Here is a 21,305-nt window from a genome sequence, read left to right as displayed (position 1 = left end):
TGGGATAAATATCTCTGACTTATTTGGCCAAATATTTTACCATAGGCAGTAAAGGCGTACACCAATGAAAATTAAGGTTAACAGATTTTGAATAAACGTTTGATCCAACAAGTAACGGACCTTTGCCAACAACGAGGAGTTCGCCTCACCTCACAACGCCAACAAGTGCTTGAATTGATTTGGCAACAAAAAGGCTCTTCAACTGCGTATGAGTTACTCGATAAACTCAAACAAACTGAACCTCAAGCAAAACCGCCGACTGTCTACCGAGCATTAGAGTTCTTGCTTGATCAGGGATTTATTCATCGAGTGGAATCAACCAATAGCTTCGTATCATGCTGTTTTTTTGATGAACAGGATTGCCATGGCAATAATAAACACTTTTCGCATTTATTGATTTGTGATCAATGTGGTGATGTTAGTGAACTTCAAGATAAAGCCTTAGTTGAATTGCTGACCAAAAATATAGCTCAGCATGGATTTAAACTCACTAACCATGTCATCGAAACACATGGAGTTTGCCAAAACTGTCAATCTAGCTAGCACCCTCATTATCCTTCATGGCAAAATTTGCACATAAAAAAAGAGAAGCCCAATTTGAGCTTCTCTTTTTTCATATTAGTATGTAAATCACTTACGTTTTAGTTAATCGCTTAAGCTTTAAATGCTTTGAAGGCATTAATCAAACCGTTAGTTGAACTATCATGCGAATCTACTGCATTACTGTCCGCTAATTCAGGTAATATTTGGTTAGCAAGTTGCTTACCAAGCTCCACACCCCATTGGTCGAAACTGAAGATATTCCAAATCACGCCTTGAACAAAAATCTTATGCTCATACATCGCAATTAAGCTACCTAGTGTTTTAGGCGTAATTTGCTTAACAAGGATAGAGTTGGTTGGGCGATTACCTTCAAACACTTTAAAGTTCACCAAATCTTTCACTTCTTCAGCAGATTTACCTGCTGCTGCAAATTCCGCTTCAACTTGTGTTTTTGATTTACCAAATGCTAAAGCCTCGGTTTGAGCAAAGAAATTAGACATCAATTTCTGATGATGATCGCTTACTTGATTATGGCTGATTGCAGGCGCAATGAAGTCACATGGGATCAACTTAGTGCCTTGGTGGATCAACTGATAGAACGCATGCTGACCATTCGTACCTGGCTCACCCCAAATGATTGGGCCTGTTTGGTAATCTACAGCATCACCATTACGGTCAACATATTTACCGTTTGATTCCATGTTACCTTGTTGGAAGTAAGCAGCAAAACGGTGTAGGTACTGATCGTAAGGCAGAATGGCTTCTGATTCTGCGCCATGGAAGTTGTTGTACCAAATACCAATCAACGCCAAGATCACAGGAATGTTGCTTTCAAATTCAGTATTAGCAAAATGCTTATCCATCTCATGGGCACCTTCCAATAACTCAATAAAGTTATCAAAGCCAACCGCTAAACAAATAGAAAGACCGATTGCAGACCATAAAGAATAACGACCACCAACCCAATCCCAGAATTCAAACATGTTGTCAGTATCAATACCGAACTCTTCTACTGATTTTGCATTAGTAGAAAGCGCCGCGAAGTGTTTAGCAACATGCGCAGAATCTTGTGCGGTCGCTAAGAACCAGTCACGCGCACTGTGTGCATTAGTCATGGTTTCTTGCGTCGTAAAGGTTTTTGATGCCACTAGGAACAAGGTCGTTTCTGGGTTTAAGCTCTTTAGAGTTTCAGCAATATGAGTGCCATCAACGTTAGAAACAAAGTGCATGTTCAAACGCGTTTTATAAGCGGCCAATGCTTCTGACACCATGTAAGGGCCAAGATCAGAACCACCAATACCGATATTCACTACATCAGTAATTTGTTTGCCGGTATACCCTTTCCACTCACCCGATACAATACGGTTAGTAAAGCTTTCCATTTTCGCAAGCACAGCGTTTACGCCAGGCATCACATCTTCACCATCTACCATAACAGGCGTATTGCTACGATTACGTAAAGCCGTATGTAAAACGGCGCGACCTTCAGTTTGGTTGATCTTATCGCCAGCAAACATGGCTTGAATCGCTGCTTTAAGTTCAGTTTGCTCTGCAAGGGCAAATAAATGAGTGAAGGTTTCTTTATCCAACAAGTTTTTAGAGTAGTCGACTAAAATGTCGGAGCCAAATGTTGCAGAAAATTGATTAAAACGATCAGCATCTTGAGCGAATAAAGCAGCCAGTTCCATATCTTGTGCTGATTCAAAATGCTCAGTTAGCGCTTTCCACGCTACCGTTGTGGTTGGATTGATATTTTTCAACATTACTCATTCCCGATAAGTCTATTGGATTTATTCAGAACAAAAAACGGTCGTGTTTATTAAAAACGTGATCGTTAATTGCCTACCCCGATACAAAACAAGCTTAGCCGAATTAATAGGCTCAACTTAAAATTTCTTACACTGCTATTGAAGTCACTTAGGTATAATTATCGCAGCGATTTATGTGATCTATATTGCGTTATGTCAGTTTAAATAAAAGTGATGACTAAAGAAATCAACAAATAACAATTTCAATGAAATAACCATTCTAAAACGGCTGATTGACCATTACACGGAACATACTTTCTTCATCGCCCCATGCCATTTCAGCACGAACCACCACACCTTCGACTTGAAAACGTACCGCCCCACCGTAACTCACTTGCATATTTTCATGGAGCTCTGATACATCATACTCATCGGCCACTCGACCAACATCAGTAAACAGTACCCACTGCCACCACGGCACTTTGTACCAATCAAATACAGGCCAGTTTTGTAATGGCTGCCAATCCGGCATCACTCGATACTCTAAACTATAGTTAATTGCCGCGCGGCCGGTGAATCGACCAGAAGAAAAACCACGTTGACGGTATAGGCCACCTAAGCGCACTCCGGCATATTCAGGTGGTCGATGTTCACCATCAGAACCTTGCTCCCAAGTTGGAGTGCCCGCAGTGTAAAAGTCAAAAGCGATGACTTGTTTGTTAAATAAGTTACCAAGAGCCCCGATATCAAAGTACTGACTATTTTGAAATTCCCAAGTGCTCCATGATTCGTCATTACCTAAATCAGGCGCATAGGTGTAATTAAATACAGTACGAGAACCTTGAGTAGTATTACGAGTACTGTCTCTGTTATCCCAATCAAGACTAAAAATCGCCCCCCACGTAGAGTCGGCTTCATCATAGTCAATATCATCTAGCTTGCGGGTTTTATAAAAAGGCGAAACACCAAGAGTAGTAACACCACTATCCCACGGTGTCATTCCTGTGAGTTTGCGGTAAGGCAAATAACTGGCTTTTGCTGCATCTTTTTTGCCCTGCCCTAAAGGCAAAACATAACGAAACTTAGCTTGAATTCGAGACTCCTGACCATCCGTTTCAATATAGTCATTAAACTCCGAATCATTATTAGTCGCATCCCCTAGGTAATAATTATAGTCTTTAAACTGAGCAATATAGGCATCAGAATCCACCAACCAACGATCACTTAATTGATAGTTATAACCACCTAAATAAGTAACATAACTGCCTTTATCTGAAACAAACGCCACCCCTAGCAATGCAGCTTGAGGTTGGCCTACGCCTTTAAGTAACCCGGCAGCCCCAATAGAGTTACCAATTGAGTCGGAAATAAAACCAAATGGCACGACTTTAAAATCGGAATACCAAGAGTCATCCTTGCCCTCACTAGTATCAGATGTAGATTTAGAGGTTTCAGATTGTTCAACGTCAGCGTTTTGCTCTGCTGGTTGAGACAATTGAATATTCGGTTCAGCATGACTATTAACGGAATATAACGTCAATAATCCATAACAAAACAGACTACTCAATAACTGTCGCGCATTTCCCTGCATAAATGGCATTCTCTTTTTCATCGTTCGATTATATACCCAAGTGACTTCAAAATGCAGAATTCAGAGCTGTCATCCAAGTCTTTAAACAAGAAAGATTCGTGCAGGAATGTAATCACCTTTTNTTCGTGCAGGAATGTAATCACCTTTCAAATGAATCTGACGCAGCCTTTCTATTATAAAAAAGAAGAGGCTTGGATGAAGCTCCCGAAGGGCAAGTTAAAACAAGCTTTATGCGGCGTTAAATTAAATAGAGATAGAATCACTATGATCATATTCAATTTACCTTGCCTAAAACTTGTTTTAATCTTGCTGAAACTCGCATCTTGAAGTTACTTGGGTATAGTTATTCAGAATAAAGTATCGCTACACGTCCAGTTAATTTGGTCACTAGCTCATAAGCAATCGTACCAACATGATGAGCCACTTCTTCTGCTGGCAATCCATTCCCCCACAAAATCGCTTCATCGCCCACTTGATCTTGGGTGTCGTTGCCAAGATCAACGGTCAACATGTCCATAGAGACTCGTCCAACCAACGATACTCGACGTCCATTAATCAATACAGGTGTACCATTGGGCGCGGTGCGTGGATAGCCATCACCATAGCCCATCGCAATCACACCTACTTTAGTATCTTGTTGAGCAGTCCAAGTCGCGCCATATCCAACACTCTCTCCAGCTTTGACATCTCGCACAGCAATTAATTGAGAGGTTAAGGTCATGGCAGGTTTAAAGCCTAAAGACTCAGCGGTTTGATTTTCAAAAGGCGAAACACCATACAAAATAATCCCTGGTCTGACCCATTCTAAATGGCTATCTGGCCACGCTAAAATACCCGATGAAGCAGCAATGGAACGCTCGCATTCCAGTTCAGCTAATTGGGTAAATAAGGTGATTTGTTGCATAGTAGCCGGATTATCAAGCTCATCAGCACAACCAAAATGGCTGATAAAACGCAGTGGTTTCACAACATTCGGGCAAGCATGAAGACGCTCAATAAAGGAATTAAGATCTTCAGGCCGCACACCTAGTCGATGCATTCCAGTATCAATTTTCAGCCATACGTGAATAGGAGAAGCTAATGTTGCCTGTTCTAATGCAACTAATTGCTCTTCACAATGTAGCGCAGTATGAAAGTTATTAGCTTCTAAGATAGGCAGATCGGAATCGGCATAAAAGCCTTCCAGCAATAAAATCGACTTATTTATCCCTGCTTGCCTTAACTCTAAAGCCTCTTCAATTCTCGCTACACCAAAATTATTAGACAATGACTCTAACGTTAATGCGACAGTAACCGCACCATGGCCATACCCATTGGCTTTGACAATTGAAGTGATTTGACTATTCGGTACCTTGAGCTTAATTTGCTCCAAGTTGTAGCGCAATGCCGCTAAATCTATCTTGGCAGTCGCGGCCAAAGTTGGCTTCATTTCAGTGTGTCCTTGAGATGCAAGAAGGGGGGGGATTGGAAATAAAAAATCAAGCTGACTAATAAAAGCCAGCTGACTCAGTTATTTATTCATCGTCAAAAGCCGGGCCAGCGTAATTATCAAAACGAGAAAATTGGCCTTGGAAAGTAAGTCGTACTGAGCCGATTGGGCCGTTACGCTGTTTACCAATAATAATTTCAGCGATACCTTTTAATGCGCTATCTGGATGGTAAACCTCATCACGATAGATAAACATAATCAAGTCGGCATCTTGCTCAATCGCCCCAGATTCACGTAAGTCCGAGTTAATTGGGCGTTTATCAGCACGTTGCTCCAAAGAACGGTTAAGCTGAGATAGAGCAACGACTGGAACATTTAATTCTTTAGCCAGCGCTTTAAGAGAACGAGAAATCTCTGAAATTTCCAAAGTACGGTTATCTTGCAGACCCGGTACACGCATCAACTGAAGGTAATCGACCATGATCATCGATAAACCGCCCGTTTCACGAGCAATTCGGCGTGCACGAGAACGTAAATCGGTTGGCGTTAAGCCCGAACTATCATCGATATACATATTCTTCTTCTGCATCAGAATACCCATGGTCGATGAGATACGTGCCCAATCTTCATCATCCAATTGACCGGTACGGATCTTAGTTTGGTCAACTCGTGACAATGAAGCTAGCATACGCATCATTAACTGTTCGGCGGGCATCTCTAGTGAAAAAATCAGAACCGGCTTTTCTTGATCCATCGCCGCATTTTCACAAAGGTTCATCGCAAAAGTGGTTTTACCCATCGAAGGACGTGCCGCGACAATGATTAAATCCGAGCCTTGCAAGCCTGCCGTTTTCTTATTGAGATCAGTAAAGCCCGTTGATACCCCGGTCACCCCATCTTGTGGTGATTTGTATAATTCTTCAATTCGCTCAAGGGTTTTTTCTAGGATATTATCGACCCCTTGAGGGCCTTCACTTTCTGTGGTGCGCTCTTCAGCAATGGCAAACACTTTACTTTCTGCCATATCAAGTAGGTCAGCCGAACTACGCCCTTGAGGATCATAACCAGCATCGGCAATTTCATTCGCAATGCCGATAAGATTACGAACTAAGGCACGCTCACACACAATATCTGCATAAGCATTAATATTGGCAGCACTAGGCGTATTTTTAGCGAGATCGGCCAAATAAGCGAAACCGCCTACAGATTCCAGTTCTTCTCGCTGTTCGAGGTGCTCAGATAAAGTGATAAGATCGAGTGGTTGGCTGTTTTCTAAAATTGCTTTGATTGCAGCAAAAATAAGGCGATGTGGTCGACTATAAAAATCTTTTTCTACCACCTTGCCAGCAATGGCATCCCAGCGTTCATTATCAAGCAAAAGACCACCGAGTACAGACTGTTCAGCCTCAAGTGAATGAGGAGGAACTTTAAGAGCATCGACTTGAGCGTCTACGATTTTGCGAGGTTTATTTTCTGCCATGGGACCACTTACTTGCGAAATGAAGTCGACTATTATAACTGAGTGTGTCGATTTGTAATCACACTATCGAATAAAAAAAATTTTAACGTTATGATGACGGCAAAATGCCGATATCCTTTATTATCATCGGCTATTATTTTATTGAGGTATCGCGCTTAGTGCAAAATCGATTATTACCACTATTGTGTTTAATTATAAGCAGCCAAGTTTATTGTGAGGACACATTACCAAGTCAATCATCAGAAAATGATGTGACAGGTAGTAATAACGTGGTAACAAACAATTCCGAAATTGACCCCAAGGATGATACTCAAACCATAACGCCCTCCTCTGAGACTACTCAGCAGGTGAACTCAACTACATCTGAAACAAATCAAAATGTAGATTCAGTTGAAGATATAAAAGTTGTTGATGGCGAATCAGAAAAAATCACATTCGAACCAACAACCGATACCGCAGATAATGCTCCTACTAGTCCGTCAACACAATCAAGCGAGCAAGTAACAGACTCAGAAGATGATGGCATAGATGAAGATCTTATTGCTGAACTTCTTGATGAAGGGAAAGGAAAAGAAAAAGTAGAAAAACCAAGCACGGGTACGGATAAAAAAGCCGTCAGTGAAACACTAAATACAACGAAAAAATCCTCCTCCACAGAATCCAGTTCTGTTGGTAGTTCAACCTGGTTACCTGAAATAGAGTTTGGTTACCGCTCAGAACAAGGCAATGAAGATGAGCGAGCTTTAAATGCACGCCTATCATTGTCACATATCAGTGGCCGCTTACGTAATAGTGGTGAAATAAAAATCTATCTAAAAAATGAAGATGGTGAAGAAGATGAGCGTGAACAAACCTATCAATTACAAAGTGACTATAAAATCAGCCCTAAATTCTATATCTATGGCAACTTTAAAGGTATAGATTCAAAATACAGTTCATACTTTCATGATTATACCGTTTCAACTGGTTTGGGTTATCAAGTCACCAACACCGAAACGCTAAAAGTAGAGACAGAACTTGGCCCAGGTTATCGTTATCAAGAGCCCAATACCGATGAAATCGATGATGACGATCCAATATTTCCTGACAATGTTAACGAGCCGATTGTTCGTGCAAGCTTAATCCTTAACTGGAAGCCGCTCGATAGAACCTCATTTAATTTTGATGGCACGATGGTCAGTGGTTCAAGCAATACTCGCTTTGATACTGAAATTAGTATTATTAACGATATAACCGAAGATATTGCTTTGAAAATATCACAAAGCATAGAACACCTAAGCCGAGTACCTAATAACCTAGAGAAAACAGATACCATATTAACCATCAATATATTGTACTCACCAAAGTAATGTCACTAGTGAGTCTCTAGCCAACTAAATAAGCTCTACTCATACCAATTTTAAATATCATAAAATTTAGACATAAAAAAACCGACACTAGGCCGGTTTCTTTATTACGCTTTGATACTGATTATTAGTCAGCAGCAACAACTTGAAGTTTAACTTCAGCAAATACTTCAGAGTGAAGTTGGATGCTAATTTCAAACTCGCCAGTTGTACGTAGTGCGCCTTCAGGAAGACGAACTTCGCTCTTAACGATCTCAACGCCAGCTGCAGTAACTGCATCAGCGATATCACGAGTACCGATAGAACCAAATAGTTTACCTTCGTCACCCGCTTTAGAAGCAACAACAACAGCTTCTAGTGCGTTAACTTTCTCAGCGCGAGCTTGAGCAGCAGCTAGTTGCTCAGCAACTTTAGCTTCTAGTTCAGCGCGACGTGCTTCGAAAACTTCAACGTTAGCTTTAGTAGCCATAACTGCTTTACCCTGTGGGATAAGGAAGTTACGAGCGTAACCAGATTTAACGTTAACTTGGTCGCCAAGGTTGCCTAGGTTACCGATTTTATCAAGTAGAATAACTTGCATTATCTTAGTCCTCTTAAACTTAATTAAACTGCTGCCAATTACTGATGCTTGTCAGTGTATGGAAGAAGTGCTAGGTAGCGAGAACGCTTGATAGCGCGAGCTAGTTGACGCTGATATTTAGCACTTGTGCCAGTGATGCGGCTAGGTACAATTTTACCAGCTTCAGTGATGTAGTTTTTAAGAGTTGCTACGTCTTTGTAATCAATCTCTTGTACGCCTTCTGCAGTGAAACGGCAGAATTTACGACGACGGAAGAAACGAGCCATGGGCTATCTCCTGATCTTAAATTTGAGTAATGTTGTCGGCATGTAACACCAATTTCCCCAAACCATTTCGGCCGGTGTGATAAGCGACAAAACCACTTACCTTGATGTGACTACCTAAAACTAAATGTTGAGTTAATTCTTGTGACCTTTGCCCACTCACGACTACTTGCATACGACAATAAACTTGTCTCGGTAAATTCGCTTCTTGGACTGTCGAACGGTGCTCAATACTAAAGTGGCAATGAGCGATGCCGGCAGGACTTAGGCTTCTAACCGGAGCTTTAACGACAGTGCCGCTTAACTCCAATCGATTGGTCATCAATGATTACTCAGCTGCTGCTTCTTCTGACTTAGCTTCAGAACGCTCTTCACGACGAGGAGCGCGTTCTTCACGTGCTTTCATCATGATTGATTGTTCAGTTACTGCAGATTTAGTGCGCATGATCATGTTACGTAGAACTGCATCGTTAAAACGGAAAGCAGTTTCTAGCTCGTCAATCACTTCTTGGCCAGCTTCTACGTTCATAAGAACATAGTGAGCTTTGTGAAGTTTATTGATTGGGTAAGCCATTTGACGACGACCCCAATCTTCTAGACGGTGGATAGTACCGCCAGCTTCAGTGATAGAACCAGTGTAACGCTCGATCATGCCAGCAACTTGCTCGCTTTGATCAGGGTGCACCATGAATACGATTTCGTAATGACGCATAGGTTGCTCCTTACGGATTATTAGTTTCCACATTGGCTCGGTCATCCGGAGGAAACAAGGAACGAAAAATATAAAAGACCGAGATTTCAGGACGGCGAATTGTATAAGACGTCGATAAAATAGGCAAGGAAAAAGATTGTTGCGAGATGCAAGTGCGCTTCGCTTCGAGTTGCGGGGAAGAGCAAGAGCAAAAGATTGCTGCCGGATGCGAGTGCGCTTCGCTTTAATCTTTTACACGCAACTCGCAACATGAAACTCGAGACCGCTTTTCGGCTCTCGCTTCTGGCTTTAGCCTAAACGCTGACGTACAGCTTCAAACAAGCATACCCCAGTAGCCACTGAGACATTTAAACTTGAAACACTGCCTGCCATTGGGATCTTAATTAAATCATCACACGTTTCACGAGTTAAACGGCGCATACCGTCACCCTCTGCGCCCATGACAATTGCCAGCGGGCCAGTCAGTTTTGCTTGGTAGATATCATGAGTCGCTTCACCAGCAGTTCCGACAAACCAGATGCCTTTTTCTTGGAGAGCTCTCATGGTGCGGGCAAGATTGGTCACTCGAACAAATGGAACCGTCTCTGCTGCACCACAAGCCACTTTACTCACTGTCCCCGTCAAAGGTGCGGATTTATCTTTTGGTACAATTACCGCGGCAACACCTGCTGCATCAGCATTACGTAGACAAGCGCCTAGATTATGCGGGTCAGTAACGCCATCTAAAACTAACAGTAAAGGTTGTTCACCTTTGGCTTGGCACGCCGTGATAATATCATCGAGATGATGTTCATTTAATTGCTTAGCTGGTTTTACTTTGGCAATAATACCTTGGTGATTAGCCCCTTGCGCTTTGTCATCAAGCGCTTTACGCCCCATTTGTTGTACTGATACACCAAACTTCTGTAGTTGGTTAATGACCGGCATCAAACGGTCATCTTCACGACCTTTAAGAACAAAGGCTTCCACTAGGCGAGCTGGGTCTTTATCTAATACAGCGTTAATGGCGTGAATGCCAAAAATAAATTCGTTACTCATTGTTTACCTTGAGGGTGTTACCACCCGTAGTTATTAATGCGGCTCTTTGTTATTCAAAGAACCATTAAACTTAAGAATTTTGTTGTTTCATTTTAGCGCGCTTAGATGCCGATGGCTTACTACGCTTAGGCTTCGTTCCTGGTTTTCCGGCAGCTGCTCCTTTCGGCTTACGAGCTTTTTTCTTTTTCGGTTTATCTAAACTTCCATCTGGTCGCTTAGTTGGCTCCACTAAAGGCTTCGCTTTCTGACCAGATTTATTCGCCTTTACGGCTTGTTTCTTTTGAGATGATGCCTTTTTATCCGCATTGGCAGCACGCTTCTTAGCTGTCTTACCTTTACCGCGAGGCTGGCGCTCAGTGCCGACCACTTCAAAATCGATTTGACGATCATCAAGATTCACAGCGAGTACCTTCACCTTAACAGAATCACCTAATCGGTATATCACACCTGAACTTTCACCAATTAGGCGCTGACCTAATGGATCAAATTGATAATAATCGTTGGCTAGTGATGAGATATGTACCAACCCATCAATATGTAGATCGCTCAATCGAACAAAGAAACCAAAACCAGTCACATTGGCAATCACCCCATCTAGCTCTTCACCGACATGGTCTTGCATGTATTCACATTTCAACCAATCAGATACATCACGCGTTGCATCATCCGCACGACGCTCGGTCATTGAGCATTGCTCACCGTAAAAATCCATATCATCAAAACTGTAATGATAGCCACCTGTTGGTGTCCAGCGGTCAGTATTCACACCTTCATTCTTTGCAATTAAATATTTAATCGCACGATGAAGTAGTAAATCAGGATAACGACGAATAGGTGAAGTAAAGTGAGCATAACGCTGTAATGCTAAGCCAAAGTGGCCACCATTTTCCGCATTATAAACTGCTTGCTTCATTGAGCGTAACAACATGGTTTGAATAAGCTCTTTATCTGGGCGCTCACCAATCGCTTTTATCAATTGCGCATAGTCAGTTGGAGTCGGCTCTAGTCCACCGGTTAAGTTCAAACCTAGCTCGCCCAAGAAGTCTCTAAAGCCCGTTAATCGCTCTTCACCTGGAGTGTCGTGTACACGGTATAATGCAGGCTCTTTGGCTTTTTCAACAAAAGAGGCCGATGCAATATTGGCTAAAATCATACATTCTTCAATGATCTTATGCGCATCATTACGTACTACAGGCTCAATACGGTCAATTTTGCGCAATTCATTAAAGATAAATTTGGTTTCGGTGGTTTCAAATTCAATCGCCCCACGATTTTCACGCGCCACTTTTAGCACATTATACATTTTGTGCAATTCTTCTAAGTCCGGAACCAGAGCATGATAACGAGTACGAAGTTCTTCATTACCATCCAATATATCCGATACTTTATTATAGGTTAGACGAGCATGTGAATTCATCACCGCTTCATAATGTTTATAGCCTGAAAGCTTACCCGAAGCCGAAATGGTCATTTCACATACCATACATAAACGGTCAACTTGTGGGTTTAGCGAACATAAACCATTCGACAACACTTCAGGTAGCATAGGTACTACTTGCGAAGGGAAGTATACTGAGTTACCTCGATTAATTGCTTCTTTGTCTAGCGCAGTATTAGGACGAACATAATAACTCACATCGGCAATGGCTACCCATAAGCGCCAACCACCGCCTTTTTTCGCCTGGCAGTACACTGCATCATCAAAGTCACGAGCATCTTCACCATCAATAGTAACAAGTGGTAAGTCACGCAAATCCACTCGACCTTCTTTGGCTTCTTCTGGCACTTCTTCACCAAGGTGCTCAACTTGCTTTTCAACGGCAACTGGCCACTGATCGGGAATTTGGTGTGTATGGATCGCAATTTGAATTTCCATACCCGGTGCCATGTTTTCACCGAGTACTTCAACAATCTTACCCATCATGCCGCGAGAACGTGTTGCTCGTGCAGTCAATTCAACGACCACTACATTTCCCATACGAGCCCCTTCACGAAACTCATCAGGAATCAAAATATCTTGGCTAATACGCGAATCATCTGGCACCACAAAAGCATGACCATCTTCTAAAAAGAAACGACCGACAAGATTGGTTTTACGTGCTTCAAGAATTCGAACTAAGCGTCCCTCTTTGCGACCACGTTTATCTTCACCATTAGGCTGAACAAGAACATAATCGCCATGGATCACAGTACGCATTTGGTGATGAGGGAGCAGAACATCATTATCTTTACCTACGCTACCTTCTGGGCGAACCCAACCAAAACCGTCACGATGCCCAATTACTGTGCCTTTAATTAAATCGATTTTTTCTGGTAAGGCATAGCATTGACGACGAGTAAATATTAACTCACCATCTCGCTCCATCGCTCTCAAGCGACGACGTAAACCTTCATATTCATCCTCACCTTTTAAGTTAAGAGCTTCAAATAAATCATTACGATTCATTGGCATATTTGCTTGCTTTAAGAAATCAAGAATGAACTCTCGACTCGGGATTGGATTTTCGTATTTTTCGGATTCACGATCTGCGAAAGGATCAATATGGGTACGTTCGGACATGACAAACCTGCTTATGTGCGCAAAGTGTAATGATTAGTATATCTGAGTGAGGCGTTAACCTACAGGAATCGTTTAAATATCTTCTTATAATTAAAGCAGATAACAATGACAAGCATGTGTCACACAGGAGTAAGGAGCAATACGAGATCATCATTGTTATCAAGTAGATCTGCAAGAGTACACTGATCAAGTTGATACAAAAATGCTTCTTTTGCTTTAGCGAGTTGAGCTTTCAAACGACAAGCCGATGTAATGTGACAAGCACTTTCAGAGCAATCAATTAATTGTAAAGGCTCTAAATCTCTTACCACTTGACCAACTACAATCTGTTCAGCAGGCTTACCTAAAATAATACCACCATACTTACCTCTTGTTGCTTGAATATAACCAAGCTGTGCAAGTTTATTTATGATTTTAATTAGGTGATTTTTGGGAATAGAAAATCGCTCACTCACCGATTGTATATTAGAACGTTCCCCCTCAGGCAACGCCGCTAAATAAAGTAATGACCTCAAACCATAATCAGTAAAAGATGTTAATTGCATATCTACTCCCAACTTCGAATTACAACATTATATACCCAAATGACTTCAAGATGCAGAATTCAGAGCTATCATCCAAACCTTTAGGCAAGAAAGATTGGCGAAGGAATGTAAGCACCTTTCAAACCAATCTAACGCGGCATAAAGGTTTGGATGAAGCTCCCGAAGGGCAAGTTAAAACAAGCTTTATGCCGCGTTAAATTGAGTAGAGATAGAATAACTATGATCATATTCAATTTGCCTTGCCTAAAGCTTGTTTTATTCTTGCTGAAACACGCATCTTGAAGTCACTTGGGTATATACCCAAGTGACTTCAAGATGCAGAATTCAGAACTATCAGCCATGCTTTTTTTCGAAGAAGAGTGAATACCTTAAAGTTATTTGATAAGTATTAGATTGACTGAATGATACGTTTAGATAACAATAAAGATGCATTTAAAATACAACTTTAAAAAGGTACGGATATGTTAAGTCAATCAACCATCGATATCGTCAAGTCTACCGCTCCACTTATCGCGGAAGCGGGCCCTTCAATGACCGCTCACTTTTATGATCGTATGTTCAAGCATCATCCTGAACTAAAAGATGTATTTAATCTTACCCATCAAGATACAGGCCGTCAGCGTGAGGCTCTATTTAATGCAGTTTATGGCTACGCTGCCAATATCGATAATATTGAAGTCTTGCTACCTGTAGTTGAAAAGATCGCACAAAAACATACAAGCTTTAACATTACAGCAGCACAATACGACATTGTTGGTACACACCTACTAGCAACAATTGATGAATTAATGAGCCCAGGACAAGCCGTCCTCGATGCTTGGGCTGAAGCCTATGGTTTACTCGCAACCATATTCATCAACCGAGAAGAAGAGATTTACCAACAAAACGAACAAGAAACTGGAGGCTGGCGTGGAACCCGTGAGTTTAAAGTCATTGAAAAAACACCTGAAAGCAATGTGATCACCAGCTTTGTTTTTGAACCAACTGATGGACAAGGTGTGATTGGTTACAAACCTGGACAATACATTGGCATTTATCTCAACTCAGACAAACTAGCAAACCAAGAAATCCGTCAATATAGCTTATCAGATGCACCAAATGGTAAGACTTACCGTATATCGGTAAAAAGAGAGGACCAAGGCGTAGCATCTAATCACATTCACAATGAAATCCAAGTCGGCGATACCGTTCAGCTTGCCGCCCCTGCCGGTGACTTCTTCTTTACTAGTGAAAGTGATAAACCTATAACCTTAATTTCAGCCGGTGTAGGATTAACGCCAATGCTAGCAATCTTAGAGAGCATTAAAGATACACATAATGCCAATATTCATTGGTTACACGCGACAGAAAACACAGAACGACATGCTTTTGCTAAAACTGTTTCTGATTATGCCGAACAACAAGAAAATTTAACTCAGCAGATTTGGTACAAAGATCAACAGGGTCTTATGGATTTAAATGAAGTGAATTCAATTGATTGGCAAGCGACTGATTTCTATTTATGTGGCCCAGTTGAGTTCATGCAATTCATAGCTAAACAATTAATCGAAAAACAAGTACCTGAAGCCAACATTCACTACGAATGCTTTGGCCCTCATAAAGTACTGTAATACTAATATACCCAAGTAACACGCAACAAAAAGCCGACGGTGAAGTCGGCTTTTTTATAGCTCAATTTAATTCACAATTAAGAATTAAATGGGTGAACCTTAATAATAGTCTCATTACGATCTGGACCGGTTGAAATAATATCAACTGGTACACCCGTTAGATCTTCAATTCGCTTGATGTAATCAAGAGCCGCTTGAGGAAGCTCATCAATAGATTTAGCACCGAAAGTATTTTCAGACCAACCTGGCATTGTTTCGTAAACTGGTGTCGCTCTTTCGAAATCATCAGCTGACATTGGAGACACTTCTACAATAGAGCCGTCATCCATTTTGTAGCTAGTACAGATTTTAATTTCTTCTAAGCCATCAAGTACATCAAGCTTAGTTAGGCAGAAACCAGATAATGAGTTAATTTGAATAGCACGACGCATAGCAACTGCATCAAACCAACCTGTACGACGTAAGCGACCAGTGGTTGCACCAAATTCATTACCAACAGTACCTAAGTGCTTACCAACAGGATCTTGCTTCTCTAAGCCATCGTATAACTCAGTTGGAAATGGACCTGAACCCACACGAGTACAATAAGCTTTAGCAATACCTAAGATGTAACCTAAGTGGCGAGGACCAAAGCCAGAACCTGCCGCAACACCACCAGCAGTCGTATTTGAAGAGGTTACATAAGGATAAGTACCGTGGTCGATATCAAGCAATGTACCTTGTGCGCCTTCAAACATGATTTTATCACCACGTTTACGAGCAGAATCAAGCTCATCGGTCACATCAATCACAAGTGAAGTCAGTAATTCAGCATAACCTTTTACTTGCTCCAGCACTTCTTCATAGTTCACTTCATCTACTTTGTAGTAGTTCACTAATTGGAAGTTATGATATTCCATCACTTCTTTTAGCTTTTGCGCGAAAGATTCCATGTCGAACAGATCGCCGACACGTAAACCGCGACGAGAAACTTTATCTTCATAAGCTGGACCGATACCACGACCAGTTGTACCAATTGCTTTTTTGCCACGAGCTAATTCACGAGCTTGATCTAAAGCAATATGATAAGGAAGAATTAGAGGACAAGCTTCAGAAATGTATAAGCGTTCGCGAACTGGAATGCCACGCTCTTCAAGCGGTTTCATTTCTTTTAATAAAGCGTCAGGTGAAAGTACTACGCCATTACCGATAATGCATTTTACATTTTCGCGTAGAATACCTGATGGAATTAAGTGAAGAACGGTTTTTTCACCGTCAATGACTAGAGTGTGACCTGCATTGTGACCACCTTGATAGCGAACCACATATTTTGCATCTTCAGTTAAAAGGTCAACTATTTTACCTTTACCTTCGTCACCCCATTGGGTGCCCAGAACGACTACGTTATTTCCCATCTTTCTAAGTCTGCTTGCTAGTTAAAAAAGGATTCTAGCATAGCCTAATAGCATCTTGCAGTCATTTTTTAGATGATTTTTTATGCAAGTTGATTTTGCGACAAATATTGCATGCTAAGTTTTACAAAATTGAAGTGTAGAGCTTAGCTCACCACCAATAATACAATAGCAGCACCAACCAGAATCAAACTGGTGCCAATACGCTTTAATTGCTGATCTGGTTGCTGAGCCATTTGACTCACCATATCACGCCACATTTTTGGAAATAATGCAGGCCCCATCCCTTCAAAAATCAACAATAGACCAATTGCGATCATTAGTGCGGTCATCTTCAACCTCTATTCTTTGTATCCAAAAACAAGAAAGACCCACGAAGGGCCTTTCAAATCTTACAACCGAATAAGTTCAATCAACTTATTTTCGGCCATTGCTGTCATTCATGTACTTAAAGAAATCACTTTTAGGATCAAGTACTAACAAATCACTCTTATTGCTAAATGACTTCTCATACGCCTTCAATGAACGTAAGAAGCTATAAAACTCAGGTGACTGTGTATAAGCTTTTGAGTAAATATTCGCAGCAGTTGCATCAGCGTCACCTCGTGTTACACGAGCGGTTTTATCAGCTTCTGCAAGAATAGTCGCCACTTCTAACTCAGCTTGAGCTCGAATGATCTCTGCTTTTTCACGACCTTGAGAGCGGTGTTTACGAGCAACAGACTCACGCTCTGCACGCATACGGCGGTAAATAGACTCACTGATTTCATCAGGTAAGTTGATTTTCTTCATACGGAAATCAACTACTTCAACGCCCAGATCTTTCATCGCACTACCACGAGTATCTTCCAATACATCTTGCATGATTTGATCACGTTCGCCATCGATTTCAAGTGCTTCTTTCGCTGATTCAGGCAGTACTTCATTATCATCGATAGAATCTACCGCAACAACATCACTACTTGGTCCAGAAACAATTTGCTTAATTTCACGCGAACCAATTTCAGAACGAAGTACATCTGTCACTTTACGCTCTAATAGAGTTTCAGCAGTAAGAGTGTTACCACCACCCGTTGCTAGGTAGTACTGACCAAAGTCACTGATTTTCCACTTCACATAGGTATCAATAATAACGTCTTTTTTCTCTGAAGTTACGAAACGGTCAGAGCGGCCATCCATGGTTTGGATTCGCGCATCTAACGTTCTTACACTATCAAAGAAAGGCATTTTAATGTGTAACCCTGGTGGGTAAATCTTAGAGATTTCATTAGTATCTTTAAGTACACGACCAAAACGGATCACGATACCACGCTCGCCTTCCGGGATCACGAACACCGACATTAACGAAACGACAATTAAAATCGCAACTAAAGGGATAATTAACTTACGCATGCTTAGAATCTCCCTTGACGTGTAGATGTTGAGTTAGTGCCTGAATCTTGAGATTCACTGCTGTTTTGTGGATCCAACTGAATACCATCATAGGTTGGTTGCGTTTTATCTTTAGCACGAGTTGAACTGTTGTTTTGCTTAGATTCTGAAATCAACTTATCAATTGGCAGATATAACATGTTGCCTGATGAGTCAGAGTCAATCAGCACTTTCGAGCTATGAGAATAAATCTTCTCCATTGAATCTAAGTACAAACGATCACGAGTGACACCTGGTGCTGCATTATATTCAGGAAGTAATTTCTCAAACTGAGCAACTTGACCTAATGCTTCATTTACCGTGCGTTCAGTATAACCTTGCGCTTCTTTCTTCAAACGTTCAGCTCGACCGGTTGCTTTCGGTAAAATTTCATTTTTATAAGCTTCTGCTTCACGGATGAAACGCTCTTCATCTTCTCGAGCGGCAATCGCATCATCAAACGCATCTTTTACTTGCTCAGGAGGACGAGATGATTGGAAGTTCACATCAATAACCGTTAAGCCCATATCGTACTTATCGATAATTTGATTCAAGGTTTTTTCTGTTTCTTGACGAATCGCCTGACGACCACTAGTCAAAATACTATCCATTAATGAATCACCAATCACAGCACGTAATGCAGAATCGGTTGCTTGACGTAAGCTATCGTCAGCATTCGTCACACGGTACAGGTATTTATATGGGTCTGATACGCGATATTGAACACCCATTTCAACGGTAACCACATTTTCATCTTTAGTCAGCATCAAACCGGATGCTCGTAAAGAACGAATAGCTTGTACGTTTACTGCAGACACTTCATCAATAAATCGAGGACGCCAGTTTAGACCAGGGTCAACCATACGCTCATATTTACCTAAGCGTAAAACTACGCCTCTTTCTGCTTCACCGATAGTGTAGAAACCAGAGAACACCCAAATTAAAATGGCAATAATTGCAATGGCACCAAAGCCCATTACACCGCCACCACCAAAAGAAGGCCCTTTACCGCCCCCTTTCTTACCAAATTTTCCGCCTAACTTTTGGCTGAGTTTATTAAACACCTCATCCAAATCAGGTGGACCTTGTTCACGACCGCCACGATTATTGTTCTTACCCCAAGGGTCATTATCGCGGCCGTTATTGTCGTTATTATTTCCAGGCTCATTCCACGCCATTAGAAAGCTCCATCGTATAGATATGACGTTATATCAATCTGTCTCGTAATAATTGATATCATACTGTAGCAGTGATGTCTGTGACGATAAAGTCACTCATTACTGCCCCTTCTCTTTTCACTAATCTTAACCAATCAACTTGTTGCATTCTAATATCAATCAATAAATTGCCTTTTTCATCATACTCTTCGGTTTGAATTGCATTCAATTGGAAAAATAGGCTACGAATTCTCCCTTGATTCATAGGAGGAATACACAACTGATATTGAACAATTTGAGTTGCTAAACGTTCTGTCAGTGCAGCAAATAGCAAATCAATGCCTTGCCCTTCCATCGCTGACACCCACACTGTGCGAGGTCTACCTTCATCATCACGGTCGATTCTTGGTTTCTGACCGTCCATGCTATCAATCTTGTTCATCACCAATAGCGATGGAACCTCATGGGCATCGATCTCTTCAAGAACTTCGTTTACCGCATGAATATTCTCACGAAAACGGTCATCACTTGCATCAACAACATGTAACAAAATGTCAGCTTCTTGCGTTTCTTGCAAGGTCGCTTTAAATGCAGCGACTAAGTCGTGTGGAAGGTGACGAATAAAACCAACGGTATCCGCTAAAATTGCCCCACCAACATCCTCTAACTCAATCTTACGCAAAGTCGGATCTAGCGTCGCAAACAGTTGATCTGCTGCGTAAACCCCTGCCTCGGTAATACGGTTAAACAATGTAGATTTCCCCGCATTGGTATAACCCACTAATGAGATAGTTGGTATTTCTGCACGTTGACGAGCCTTACGCCCTTGCTCACGCTGTTTAGCCACTTTCGCTAAACGACGTAAAATGGCTTTAATACGTTCACGCAATAATCGTCTATCGGTTTCAAGCTGAGTTTCCCCCGGCCCTCTTAAACCAATACCACCTTTTTGACGCTCCAAGTGCGTCCAACCACGAATCAATCGAGTAGAAAGATGGCGTAATTGCGCCAGCTCTACTTGCAATTTACCTTCATGGGTTCGAGCTCGTTGGGCGAAGATATCGAGAATTAACCCAGTACGGTCCAACACGCGACATTGACACAAATACTCTAAGTTCCGCTCTTGAGCAGGGCTTAAAGCATGATTGAAAATGACAATTTCAGCCCCGAGAGCTTTAACTGTATCTGCGATTTCTTGAGCTTTACCGGTTCCGACATAGTATTTTGTGTGCGGAGATTGGCGGCTACCTGTTACAACTTGTAGCGATGTGACGCCAGCGGAAGATACCAGCATTTCAAACTCGCTGAGATCTTCCCACTCACCTTCTTGTGTGAAGTTGATATGAACAAGTACAGCCTGCTCACCGGCTTCATAACGGTCAAACAAGCAGCTCGCTCCTTAGTGATTGATAGTTCAAAATTAGATAGATATTAATCTTCAGAATTCTCTTGTTGAGGACGCTCCGTACGCTCACCTTGTGGGCGTTCAGCCGTATGATGGCTAACCGCACGAGCAGGAACGACGGTAGAAATTGCATGCTTATAAACCATTTGGTTTACTGTGTTTTTCAATAAGATCACAAATTGATCAAATGATTCAATTTGGCCTTGTAGCTTAATGCCATTCACGAGATAGATTGATACTGGGATACGCTCGCGACGTAACGCATTTAAGAACGGGTCTTGTAAAGATTGCCCCTTAGCCATTTTATATTCCTTATATTTGTTGTTTATTTTATTTTTAGCTAACTTTCTCTTTTTACTACCTTCCAAATTGGACATAGAGTAGAAATCAAAAGTACTTACTTACACAAAAAGCAGTGCCAATTCTTATCCATAGTGCTTGTTTCTAAGACTAAGAAATAAGTCATGCATTAACGGGTGAATTCACCCGACTGCTAA

20 protein-coding genes are annotated in these 21,305 nt (G+C 41.5%); 3 read left to right on the top strand and 17 right to left on the bottom strand.

Annotated elements, in window-relative coordinates; genetic code table 11:
* The first annotated feature begins 84 nt into the window (after positions 1–84).
* Positions 85–543 (top strand): zinc uptake transcriptional repressor Zur, encoded by a 459-nt coding sequence (gene zur / locus QQJ93_RS01080; RefSeq protein ID WP_284186014.1) that lies wholly within the window; start codon positions 85–87, stop codon positions 541–543.
* 110 nt (positions 544–653) lie between these two features.
* Here the strand turns inward: zur and pgi are convergent, their stop codons facing one another.
* The 4 genes from pgi to QQJ93_RS01060 form a co-directional block, all read right to left on the bottom strand.
* Entirely contained in the window at positions 654–2,306 is a 1,653-nt protein-coding gene (gene pgi, locus QQJ93_RS01075; RefSeq protein ID WP_089124574.1) for a glucose-6-phosphate isomerase, read from the bottom strand.
* Positions 2,307–2,571: 265 nt separating this feature from the next.
* Positions 2,572–3,882 (bottom strand): BamA/TamA family outer membrane protein, encoded by a 1,311-nt coding sequence (locus tag QQJ93_RS01070; protein ID WP_284186013.1) that lies wholly within the window; start codon positions 3,880–3,882, stop codon positions 2,572–2,574.
* A gap of 343 nt (positions 3,883–4,225) precedes the next feature.
* Complete coding sequence (alr, locus tag QQJ93_RS01065; protein WP_089124575.1) at positions 4,226–5,311, bottom strand: alanine racemase; 1,086 nt, start codon at positions 5,309–5,311, stop codon at positions 4,226–4,228.
* A gap of 85 nt (positions 5,312–5,396) precedes the next feature.
* Positions 5,397–6,791, bottom strand: a complete 1,395-nt coding sequence (locus QQJ93_RS01060; protein ID WP_089124576.1) for a replicative DNA helicase — start codon at positions 6,789–6,791, stop codon at positions 5,397–5,399.
* Positions 6,792–6,949: 158 nt separating this feature from the next.
* Between QQJ93_RS01060 and QQJ93_RS01055 the strand changes: the two genes are divergently transcribed.
* Positions 6,950–8,140 carry a DUF481 domain-containing protein gene (locus QQJ93_RS01055; RefSeq protein ID WP_284186012.1) on the top strand — a complete coding sequence of 397 codons (1,191 nt, stop codon included), beginning with the start codon at positions 6,950–6,952 and terminating at the stop codon, positions 8,138–8,140.
* Between the two features lie 124 nt (positions 8,141–8,264).
* Here the strand turns inward: QQJ93_RS01055 and rplI are convergent, their stop codons facing one another.
* The 7 genes from rplI to nsrR form a co-directional block, all read right to left on the bottom strand.
* Positions 8,265–8,717 carry a 50S ribosomal protein L9 gene (gene rplI / locus QQJ93_RS01050; RefSeq protein WP_089124578.1) on the bottom strand — a complete coding sequence of 151 codons (453 nt, stop codon included), beginning with the start codon at positions 8,715–8,717 and terminating at the stop codon, positions 8,265–8,267.
* Positions 8,718–8,755: 38 nt separating this feature from the next.
* Positions 8,756–8,983 (bottom strand): 30S ribosomal protein S18, encoded by a 228-nt coding sequence (rpsR, locus tag QQJ93_RS01045; protein WP_000090472.1) that lies wholly within the window; start codon positions 8,981–8,983, stop codon positions 8,756–8,758.
* Between the two features lie 16 nt (positions 8,984–8,999).
* Positions 9,000–9,302: a primosomal replication protein N gene (priB, locus tag QQJ93_RS01040; protein WP_089124579.1), complete on the bottom strand. Its 303-nt coding sequence runs from the start codon at positions 9,300–9,302 to the stop codon at positions 9,000–9,002.
* A gap of 6 nt (positions 9,303–9,308) precedes the next feature.
* Positions 9,309–9,692 (bottom strand): 30S ribosomal protein S6, encoded by a 384-nt coding sequence (gene rpsF, locus QQJ93_RS01035; RefSeq protein ID WP_089124580.1) that lies wholly within the window; start codon positions 9,690–9,692, stop codon positions 9,309–9,311.
* A 288-nt stretch (positions 9,693–9,980) separates the two neighbouring features.
* On the bottom strand, positions 9,981–10,730 hold the full coding sequence (gene rlmB, locus QQJ93_RS01030) for a 23S rRNA (guanosine(2251)-2'-O)-methyltransferase RlmB (RefSeq protein WP_089124581.1): 750 nt from the start codon (positions 10,728–10,730) through the stop codon (positions 9,981–9,983).
* Positions 10,731–10,800: 70 nt separating this feature from the next.
* Positions 10,801–13,290, bottom strand: a complete 2,490-nt coding sequence (rnr, locus tag QQJ93_RS01025; protein ID WP_089124582.1) for a ribonuclease R — start codon at positions 13,288–13,290, stop codon at positions 10,801–10,803.
* Between the two features lie 119 nt (positions 13,291–13,409).
* The gene (gene nsrR, locus QQJ93_RS01020; protein ID WP_089124583.1) at positions 13,410–13,835 is read right to left on the bottom strand and encodes a nitric oxide-sensing transcriptional repressor NsrR; all 426 of its coding nucleotides are present in this window, start codon (positions 13,833–13,835) and stop codon (positions 13,410–13,412) included.
* Positions 13,836–14,296: 461 nt separating this feature from the next.
* On the opposite strand from nsrR, the gene hmpA reads away from it, so the two are divergent.
* Entirely contained in the window at positions 14,297–15,445 is a 1,149-nt protein-coding gene (hmpA, locus tag QQJ93_RS01015) for an NO-inducible flavohemoprotein (RefSeq protein WP_089124584.1), read from the top strand.
* A 77-nt stretch (positions 15,446–15,522) separates the two neighbouring features.
* Here hmpA and QQJ93_RS01010 read toward each other — a convergent pair whose 3' ends face one another.
* The 6 genes from QQJ93_RS01010 to hfq form a co-directional block, all read right to left on the bottom strand.
* Entirely contained in the window at positions 15,523–16,839 is a 1,317-nt protein-coding gene (locus tag QQJ93_RS01010; protein WP_089124585.1) for an adenylosuccinate synthase, read from the bottom strand.
* A gap of 143 nt (positions 16,840–16,982) precedes the next feature.
* Complete coding sequence (locus QQJ93_RS01005; protein WP_244943790.1) at positions 16,983–17,168, bottom strand: DUF2065 domain-containing protein; 186 nt, start codon at positions 17,166–17,168, stop codon at positions 16,983–16,985.
* Between the two features lie 85 nt (positions 17,169–17,253).
* Complete coding sequence (gene hflC, locus QQJ93_RS01000; RefSeq protein WP_089124586.1) at positions 17,254–18,228, bottom strand: protease modulator HflC; 975 nt, start codon at positions 18,226–18,228, stop codon at positions 17,254–17,256.
* Between the two features lie 2 nt (positions 18,229–18,230).
* Complete coding sequence (gene hflK / locus QQJ93_RS00995; RefSeq protein ID WP_089124587.1) at positions 18,231–19,424, bottom strand: FtsH protease activity modulator HflK; 1,194 nt, start codon at positions 19,422–19,424, stop codon at positions 18,231–18,233.
* A gap of 58 nt (positions 19,425–19,482) precedes the next feature.
* Complete coding sequence (hflX, locus tag QQJ93_RS00990; protein WP_089124588.1) at positions 19,483–20,790, bottom strand: ribosome rescue GTPase HflX; 1,308 nt, start codon at positions 20,788–20,790, stop codon at positions 19,483–19,485.
* A 44-nt stretch (positions 20,791–20,834) separates the two neighbouring features.
* Positions 20,835–21,110 (bottom strand): RNA chaperone Hfq, encoded by a 276-nt coding sequence (gene hfq, locus QQJ93_RS00985; protein WP_027695392.1) that lies wholly within the window; start codon positions 21,108–21,110, stop codon positions 20,835–20,837.
* Positions 21,111–21,305: the final 195 nt, after the last annotated feature.

Origin of the sequence: Vibrio algivorus (assembly GCF_030161215.1) — a bacterium.
Classification (GTDB): domain Bacteria; phylum Pseudomonadota; class Gammaproteobacteria; order Enterobacterales; family Vibrionaceae; genus Vibrio; species Vibrio algivorus.
The sequence above is the reverse complement of the archived record's forward strand: the minus strand, read 5'-3'. Positions and strand labels throughout refer to the sequence as shown.